Source organism: Kitasatospora sp. NPDC022785 (assembly GCF_055561295.1).
Genome location: NZ_JBVHHB010000001.1, coordinates 719,590 through 727,688, shown reverse-complemented (window position 1 = coordinate 727,688; position 8,099 = coordinate 719,590). Strand labels below are relative to the sequence as shown.

Here is an 8,099-nt window from a genome sequence, read left to right as displayed (position 1 = left end):
CACGCCCTCCCGGTCGGTGGTGTGGTCGTCCGCGAAACGACGGTCACCCGTCGCGTCCGGCACGTACTTCACACAGACAACGATCCTCAAGCTCATGAGCGGTTCTCCTGATTACGGGTGCACTGGATCCATGGCCTCAGGTCATGCCAAGGGTACTGAGTGCCAAGTCCGGCCAGGGTGCGGCCTGCGCGCAGCAAGCGCGACCTTGACCGGCAAGCCGTGTCGGCTCTCTTCGACTGGCGTCAGAGGCTCAACCGAGACAATACGGCACTCAGTACCCCGCGTAAAGGAACTCAGTACCCTTTTGCCGCTCACAGCCCCGGGCCGCCCAGGACGACGGCGGCCTCGCCGGTGTAGAGGCGGAAGGTCATCGACTCCTGGAGGTAGAGGGAGACGGAGTCGGCGTCGTGGGAGAGGTAGCCGACCGAGACGTCCTGGCCGAGGAAGAGTTCGAAGTCGCCGCCGCGGGCGGAGAGCAGGTAGGCGCCCTGGATGGCCGGGGCCCAGATGATCTCGCCGTCGAGGAGGCGGGCGATGTGGGCGGCGACGGGGTAGCCGTGGTCGCTGGTCTCGCTGACGGCGGTGAAGGGGTCGGCGCCGAGGAGGAGCGAGTAGGGGCCGCCGACACCGGCCAGGCGCAGGGCGGTGAGGGCCTGGCTCACGGTGGTGGGGTAGTCGCGGACGTCGGCGGGGAGCGGGATCGGCGGGTTGGTGGCGCCGGCCCGGATGCCCTCGATGGCGGCGGCCCGGTAGCCCTCGAAGATCGCGCGGTCCTCGGCGAGCGCGAGGGTGCGGGCGGCGTCCTTGACGGGCTGCCAGTCGGAGTCGCGGGACCCGCGTTCGACGTCGTCCACGGCTGCGCGGCCGACGGTGAAGGGGACGCGGAGCTCGACCAGCGGCTGGGCCTCGCGGGTGTGCGCGAGGACGCCCTCGGCGGGCGGGTCGATGCCGGAGAGGTGGCCGGTGCCGACCGCGGCGAGGGTGGCGCCGTCGGGGCCGTGCAGGTCGACCACGCGGCGGCCGGCGATGTGGAGCTTGAAGGTCTGCCGGGCCTCCTCCTCGATCTCCGCCCAGGCGTCGGCGGAGACGGGGGCCAGGTCGCGGTGCAGGTTGGTCATCGGGCGGGGGTCCTCTTCAGACTGCCGATGGCGAGCGAGCCATCGGGCACGGAGACGGTGACGGCGGCGCCGGCGGGGGCGGCGGCCCCGGCGGTGACCCCGGCAGCGGAGGAGCGCGGCGCGGGGGGCGGGTCGTCCAGGAAGTCGGCGCCGGGGACGAAGTAGAGCGACCCGGTGACCGCGGTGGAGAAGTCGAGCAGCCGGTCGTGGGTGCCCGGCGGGCGGCCGACGAACATGCTGCGCAGCATCTCCTCGGTCACCTCGGGGGTGCGCGCGTAGCCGATGAAGTACGTCCCGGCCTCCCCCGCCCCCTCGAAGGAGCCGAACGGCATGTTGAAGCGCATGATCTGCCGTTCCTCCCCGTCCGGGCCGGTGACGCCGGTCAGGGCGACGTGCGAGTCGGGGGGCTTGACCGCGTCGGCCAGCTCGATGTCGCCGAGTTTGGTGCGGCCGACCGCCCGTTCCTGCTCCTCGACCGGCAGGGCGTTCCAGGCGGCGAGATCGTGCAGGTACTTCTGCACGATGACGTAGCTGCCGCCGGCGAACTCCCCGTCCTCCGCACCGACGGTGACCGCGGCGGCCGCCGCCCGGCCCTCGGGGTTCTCGGTGCCGTCCACGAAGCCGAGCAGGTCGCGGTCGTCGAAGTAGCGGAAGCCGTGGACGGCGTCGACCACGGTGGCGGCGCCGGCGAGACGCCGGGTGATCTCGCCTGCCAGTTCGAAGCAGAGGTCCATCCGGGCCGCCCGCAGGTGGAGCAGCAGGTCGCCGGGGGTGGCCGGGGCTCGGTGGCGGGCGCCGGCCACCGCGCGGAAGGGGTGGAGGTCGGCGGGGCGGGGACCGGCGAAGAGACGGTCCCAGGCGTCGGAACCGATGCCGGTGACACAGGTCAGGCCGCCCTCCGGGGCCCGGAAGCCGACCGCGCGCCGCAGGCCGGCCAGGTCGGGCAGCAGCTCGCGGACGGCCTGCTCTCCGCCGGGGTCGACGGTGAGGACGAGGAAGATCGCGGCGCTGGTGAGCGGGGTGAGAACGGCCTGCGGCACGGGTGCGGGCTCGGGCGGCACGGCGGGCTCGGGCGGCACGGCGGGCTCGGGCGGCACGGCGGGCTCCACCTCAGGGCTCCGGGGCGGGCGGGGCGGAACGGACCTGGGCAAATCTGATCATGCGTACGATTACACCCCAGAGCGGACATCGGGGCTAGGGCGACACACGCCCGGACGGCCCCGGCGGGCGGGCGTCCGCCGGGGCCGGCGACCACTGCCGGGGCCTGCTCCCGGCCTCACCCGCCGGCCCTCCGAGGCAGCCGAGAAGGCTGGAGAAGAGGCCGGAGGAGCGGCGGCGGGAGCGGCGGGAGGCCGGGCGCAGGCACGCCGAAGGGGCGGGCCCACGGGCCCGCCCCTTCCGTTCCGCGCCCGCGGCCGTCAGACCCGCAGAGCCGCCAGCTGCTGGGCGAACGGCACCACGGCCTCCGGCTGCTCCGCGGCCGCCGGACCGCGGCCGGCCAGCAGGGCGGCCAGCTCGCCCGCCGCGCGGTCGATCCGGCCCGGGAGGCCGTCGGTGTGCCCGTCCCCCGTCGCGCCCCAGTCGTCGGTGGCCGCGTACACGGCGGTGGGGACGACGACCGACCGCAGGTAGGCGAAGAGCGGCCGGACGGCGTGCTCCAGGGCGAGCGAGTGCCGAGGGGTGCCGCCGGTGGCGGCGATCAGCACCGGCTTGCCCGCCAGGGCGTCGTGGTCGATCACGTCGAAGAAGGACTTGAACAGGCCGCTGTACGAGGCGGTGAAGATCGGTGTGACGGCGATCAGACCGTCCGCGTGGGTCACCGTCCCGATCGCCTCGCGCAGCGCGGCACCCGGGAACCCGGTCACGAAGTTGTGCGCGATGTCGGTGGCGAGGTCACGGAGCTCGATCACCGTGACCTCCACCGAGCCGCCCGCCAGGCCGAGTTGACGGACAGCCGACTCGGCGAGCCGGTCGGCCAGCAGACGCGTCGAGGACGGCTTGCTCAGCCCGGCACTGACCACCGCCAGCCGGAACGTGCTCACTTGGCCACCTCCGTCGTCTCTTCCTCACGCTGGGCGGCGAGTTCGGCCGCGACCCGCGCGGCGTGCGTCGGCCCGTCCGGGACGTCGGCCGGCCGGCCCTTGGCGAACTCGGCGCGCAGCACCGGCAGGACCTCCTCGCCGAGCAGGTCCAGCTGTTCCAGCACGGTCTTCAGCGGCAGGCCGGCGTGGTCCATCAGGAACAGCTGGCGCTGATAGTCGCCGAAGGACTCGCGGAAGGTCAGCGTCTTCTCGACGACCTCCTGCGGGCTGCCCACGGTGAGCGGGGTCTGCTCGGTGAACTCCTCCAGCGAGGGCCCGTGCCCGTACACCGGCGCGTTGTCGAAGTACGGACGGAACTCGCGCACGGCGTCCTGCGAGTTCTTCCGCATGAACACCTGCCCGCCGAGGCCGACGTACGCCTGCTCGGGCGTGCCGTGGCCGTAGTGGGCGTAGCGCTCGCGGTAGAGCTCGATCAGCTTCTGGAAGTGCTCCTTGGGCCAGAAGATGTTGTTCGCGAAGAAGCCGTCGCCGTAGTAGGCGGCCTGCTCGGCGATCTCCGGGCTGCGGATCGAGCCGTGCCAGACGAACGGCGGGACGCCGTCCAGCGGGCGCGGGGTGGAGGTGAAGGACTGCAGCGGGGTGCGGAAGCGGCCGGACCAGTCCACCACGTCCTCGCGCCACAGCTGGTGCAGCAGCGCGTAGTTCTCGACGGCGAGCGGGATGCCCTGGCGGATGTCCTTGCCGAACCACGGGTACACCGGGCCCGTGTTGCCGCGGCCCATCATGACGTCCACCCGGCCCTCGGCGAGGTGCTGGAGCATCGCGAAGTCCTCGGCGATCTTCACCGGGTCGTTGGTGGTGATCAGCGTGGTCGAGGTGGAGAGGATGATGCGGTCGGTCTGCGCGGCTATGTAGCCGAGCATGGTCGTCGGCGAGGACGGGACGAACGGCGGGTTGTGGTGCTCGCCGGTCGCGAAGACGTCCAGGCCGACCTCCTCGGCCTTGCGCGCGATGGCCACCATCGCCTTGATCCGCTCGTGCTCGGTCGGGGTGCGGCCGGTCGTGGGGTCGGGGGTGACGTCGCCGACGGTGAAGATTCCGAACTGCATGCTGCTCACCACACTCCAGGTGAATCCCGGCTTCAGGATCCGATCGTCAAAGTTTCAACCATCTTAGCACCGGCCGCTCCGGCGGTATTCCCCGAGCACCGACCCGCGCCGACGGCCTGTCGGCACGTGGCCTCGTGGACCGGTCGGGGCGGCGCCCCGGGGCGGCGGGCCGGGGCCGCGCGACAATGGGAGGGCAAGGACGGCCGGCCCGGAACTGCGAAGGACGGCGAACCGATGGCGGCCTACATCTCGGTGAGCGCGCTGAGCCACGAGGGCCTGGTGCGGGAGCACAACGAGGACAGCCTGACGATCGGGCCGTGGACACTCTGCGCGACCGTGACCACCAACCCGCAGACGCTGCTCTTCCCGCTCGGCCTGCCCTGCGTGGTCGCGGTGGCGGACGGCCTCGGCGGGCACCCGGGCGGCGAGGTGGCCAGCTCGCTGGTGGCGCGGGAGCTGGCGACGGCCGGGCCCGCGCTGGACGGCGAGGAGGCCGTCCGGGAGGCGCTCCAGTCGTGCAACCGGGCCGTGTTCGCGGTGGCGGCCGGTGACCCCGAGCTGGCCGCGATGGGCACGACGGTGGCCGGCGTGGTGCTGCTGCCCGAGCAGGCGGTGGTCTTCAACGTCGGCGACAGCCGGGTCTACCGGATCGACGGCGACGGGTTGCACCGGGTCAGCGTGGACGACAGCCCGCCGCCGGCTCCCGGACGGCGCACCACCTCCCTGGTCACCCAGACGCTCGGCGGCTCGCTGGGCCTGACGTTCGTCGAGCCGCACGTGCGCAGCGCCCCGCTGTCGGTCGGGGACCGGTACCTGGTGTGCAGTGACGGGCTGACCGACCCGGTGCCCGAGGAGGAACTGGCCGGACTGCTGGCGCGCACCCACGAGGACGTCGAACGGGCCGACGGGCGGGCCGCGTTCGAGCTCTGGAAGGCCGCGATCGAGGCGGGCGGGCCGGACAACATCACGCTGGCGCTGGTCCGGATCGGCGCTTAGGACTTGTCCGACGGTTCGCGTCGCGTCAGCGCGCGGCGGGACGTGCCGGCCGCCCCCTGGCCCCGCGGTCCCACCGGACGACGGGGGACAGCCGGGCACCCCGGCAGGGCGCTGGGTGCGCTCCGCCGGGGTGCCCGCTCACAGGTGTGTCACCGGCGCGTCTAGTACTCGGCCTTGATGTTCACCCCGTTGAAGCCCTGCTCCGCGTAGAGGCTGAAGTACAGGTAGCCGGCGGGCGGATCGGTGACCGTCAGGGTCTCGGTGTTGTTGCTCTGGTTGGTGGACTTGGCGGTGTACGCGTTGGTGTACGCCCAGCCGCCGGCGTTGTAGTAGAGGTCGGCGTTGCCGGTGCCGCCGGTGCTGCTGACCTTCAGCTGCTTCGTCCCGGCCGGGACGAACAGGTAGAAGTGGGCGTAGTTGCCGGTGGTCGACGCCACGTTGCTGCGCCGGCAGTTCTTGTCCAGCTGGCGGGTGTCGGCGCCCGAGCACTCCGGCAGGCGGGCGACGGTGACACTCTGGCTGGTGCTCGCCGTGGCGCCCTTGTCGTCGGTCACGGTGAGCCGGACGGTGTAGGTGCCGGGCGCGGTGTACCACTTGGTCGGGTTGGCGGCGGTGGAGGTGGTGCCGTCACCGAAGTCCCAGGCGCGGGAGGCGATGGTGCCGTCCGGGTCGGTCGAACGGTCGACGAAGGTCACGGCCAGCTCGCCGACGGCGGTGGTGAAGGCGGCCTTGGGCGCCTGGTTGCCGGGCGGGTTGGTGGTGGTGCCGCAGGCGCCGCCGGCGCAGGCGGTCAGCCAGGTGTCGAAGTCGGCGTTGTAGCGGGTGCCGATGGTCGAGGTCAGATACGTACGGGCACCGTTCCAGTCGCCGGCGCGGTACTTGGCGAGGACGGCGTCCATGTCCGCGCGGTGCTGCTCCAGCATGTAGCGGACGGCCAGGTAGCCCCAGCGGTAGACCCGCTCGGTGTCGCTGTTGTCGTAGGTGGTGTCGAAGAGGGTGCTCAGGCTGTAGGTGTGGAGGCCGGCGGCGGCGATCGCCGCGTCGTACGACACCTTGCGGTAGGAGTAGGAGACGTACTCGGCGAAGCCCTCGACCCACCAGACGGTCGGCGTCACCATGCCTGCGTTGAAGTCGCCGAACATGTCGAACCGGCCGTCGAGGTAGTGGGTGTACTCGTGGTTGAGGTTCCAGACCTGGAAGTCCGGGCGCACCCACTCGGCCTCGTAGGCGAGGAAGCGCGGCTGGTTGCCGACGGTGGCCGGGTTTCCCTCCAGGTACATGCCGCCGTTGTTGGTGTTGATGCCGTAGATCATCGCGGCGAACACGCCGTAGTCGAACCGGGTGTGGAAGACCACGACCTCGATCGTGGTGTTCTTGTCGTTGGCGACCGGGCCGTTGTCCTTGACGACCCCGTGGAAGAAGGCGTCCTGACCGGTCAGGCTGGTGCAGGCGGTGTTCAGCTGGGTCGTGTCCAGGGCCTGGGCGAGGATCCGGATGCTCGGGCTGCAGGTGTAGTTGACCGTCAGGTTGGCCGCCTTGAGCCGGTTGGCGGCGTCACAGGTGCCGTAGTACGAGCAGTTGCCGGCGTCGTACGAGTCGGCCATCTCGGCGACGGCGGACCACTGGTAGGCGGTCCGGCCGGCGACCGAGGACTGGTCGGCCAGGCCCTTCATCAGCGGCCGGTCCTTGGCCTGCAGCGGGGCGTACTGGACGAAGCGGCCCAGCTCGCGGGCGGCGTTGTAGACCAGGAAGGTGTAGTCGCCGCCGAGTTGGGCGTTGTTGGCGGTGGCGAAGCTGTACAGCGAGTCCAGCACACTCGGGTCGGCCTGTACGGCGGACACGAAGGCGGGGTTCTGGTGGCCGCGCCAGAGCACGGTGAAGACGCCGTTGAGCGCGTTCCCCATGCCGACCGGGTTGTGGGTGGCACTGTTGTAGTCGGCCAGCATCCGCTTGACCACGTAGAGGTAGCGGGCGTTCTCCTGTGCACTGTCGATCAGGGTGACGGCCTCGCCGAGGGTGCCCGCGTTGTCCGAAGAGACGTCGCGGGAGTGCGAGTTGGCGAAGAACGTGTCCAACGCGCCGCGTATCGAGGTCTGCAGGGCGGTGCCGTAGGTGCCCACGTCGGCGGGGTGGTACCACTGCACGAAGTAGCCGGCGCGCAGGTAGAGCACCAACTGGCCGACGGAGGTGGTGTTGTTGCCCGGGTAGCTCGCGGCGGCGTCGCGCAGGGCGTCGGCCACCGTGACCATCTGCGCCTCGCGGAACGCCTTGTTGGCGTCGGTTCCGGTGAGGCTGAAGAGCTGGTTGACGCAGCCGAGGTCGACCGACTTGATCAGCTGGACGAGAGCGCTGCCGGTACGGCTGGTGAAGTCACCGATGTTGCAGGCCGCGGCGGTTGCGCTGCCGGTGGCGCCGGGGGCCTGCTGCGCCGCGGACTTGGCGGACTTCGCCGCGCTTGCGGACGCCGGGTCGTCGGTGGGTGCGGTGGCCGAGAGCGGGGCCCGGTCGCGGGCCGGAACCGGCTGGTTCCTGCCGTGGTCATCCGGGGTGGCGCCGACACCGGGCTGCGGGCCCGGGTCCGTGGGGGCGGCGGGCGCCGCGCCGCCGGACTGCGGAGAGGTCGGGACGGGGGCCGCCTGACTGCGCGGGGTGAACAGGCCGACCGCCAGGAGGAGCGCCAGGGTGATCGTCAACAGTCGCGCAACGTGGGGTAGTTGCGACAGAGGGCGTGCGGTTCTCACGTGGGGGGCCTCCGGGCCTTCTGCGGCCGCGTTGGGGGGCGCGACCGTACGAGGGTGAGGACCGTTGCGACGGCGCCGCACAGCGGCTCCGAC

At 71.9% G+C, this 8,099-nt stretch carries 6 protein-coding genes and 1 pseudogene; 1 reads left to right on the top strand and 6 read right to left on the bottom strand.

Translation table 11 applies throughout. From position 1 onward, the window contains the following. From ACZ3YO_RS03250 to ACZ3YO_RS03230, 5 genes and pseudogenes are all read right to left on the bottom strand, one after another. Positions 1-96 (bottom strand): annotated as a pseudogene (locus ACZ3YO_RS03250) (electron transfer flavoprotein subunit beta); the annotation flags it as partial. 215 nt (positions 97-311) lie between these two features. After that, on the bottom strand, positions 312-1,118 hold the full coding sequence (locus ACZ3YO_RS03245; protein ID WP_465564111.1) for a family 1 encapsulin nanocompartment shell protein: 807 nt from the start codon (positions 1,116-1,118) through the stop codon (positions 312-314). After that, complete coding sequence (locus ACZ3YO_RS03240) at positions 1,115-2,215, bottom strand: Dyp-type peroxidase (RefSeq protein WP_465564108.1); 1,101 nt, start codon at positions 2,213-2,215, stop codon at positions 1,115-1,117. The genes ACZ3YO_RS03245 and ACZ3YO_RS03240 overlap by 4 nt, the downstream gene beginning before the upstream one ends. A 321-nt stretch (positions 2,216-2,536) precedes the next feature. Then, positions 2,537-3,160 (bottom strand): FMN reductase, encoded by a 624-nt coding sequence (locus tag ACZ3YO_RS03235; protein ID WP_465564105.1) that lies wholly within the window; start codon positions 3,158-3,160, stop codon positions 2,537-2,539. Next, positions 3,157-4,269: an LLM class flavin-dependent oxidoreductase gene (locus ACZ3YO_RS03230; protein ID WP_465564102.1), complete on the bottom strand. Its 1,113-nt coding sequence runs from the start codon at positions 4,267-4,269 to the stop codon at positions 3,157-3,159. Before ACZ3YO_RS03230 ends, ACZ3YO_RS03235 begins: the two co-directional genes overlap by 4 nt. A 234-nt stretch (positions 4,270-4,503) precedes the next feature. Here ACZ3YO_RS03230 and ACZ3YO_RS03225 point away from each other — a divergent pair, with 234 nt between their 5' ends. After that, positions 4,504-5,265, top strand: coding sequence for a PP2C family protein-serine/threonine phosphatase (locus tag ACZ3YO_RS03225; RefSeq protein WP_465564099.1), 762 nt, complete (start codon positions 4,504-4,506; stop codon positions 5,263-5,265). A 161-nt stretch (positions 5,266-5,426) separates the two neighbouring features. Here ACZ3YO_RS03225 and ACZ3YO_RS03220 read toward each other — a convergent pair whose 3' ends face one another. Further along, entirely contained in the window at positions 5,427-7,958 is a 2,532-nt protein-coding gene (locus ACZ3YO_RS03220; RefSeq protein ID WP_465564096.1) for a collagenase, read from the bottom strand. Positions 7,959-8,099 lie beyond the last annotated feature (141 nt).

Excerpts from the sequence above, each read along its gene's own strand:
- ACZ3YO_RS03230 (WP_465564102.1), bottom strand. The coding sequence starts at position 4,269 with ATGCAGTTCGGAATCTTCACCGTCGGCGACGTCACCCCCGACCCCACG.
- ACZ3YO_RS03225 (WP_465564099.1), top strand. The coding sequence starts at position 4,504 with ATGGCGGCCTACATCTCGGTGAGCGCGCTGAGCCACGAGGGCCTGGTG.
- ACZ3YO_RS03245 (WP_465564111.1), bottom strand. The coding sequence starts at position 1,118 with ATGACCAACCTGCACCGCGACCTGGCCCCCGTCTCCGCCGACGCCTGG.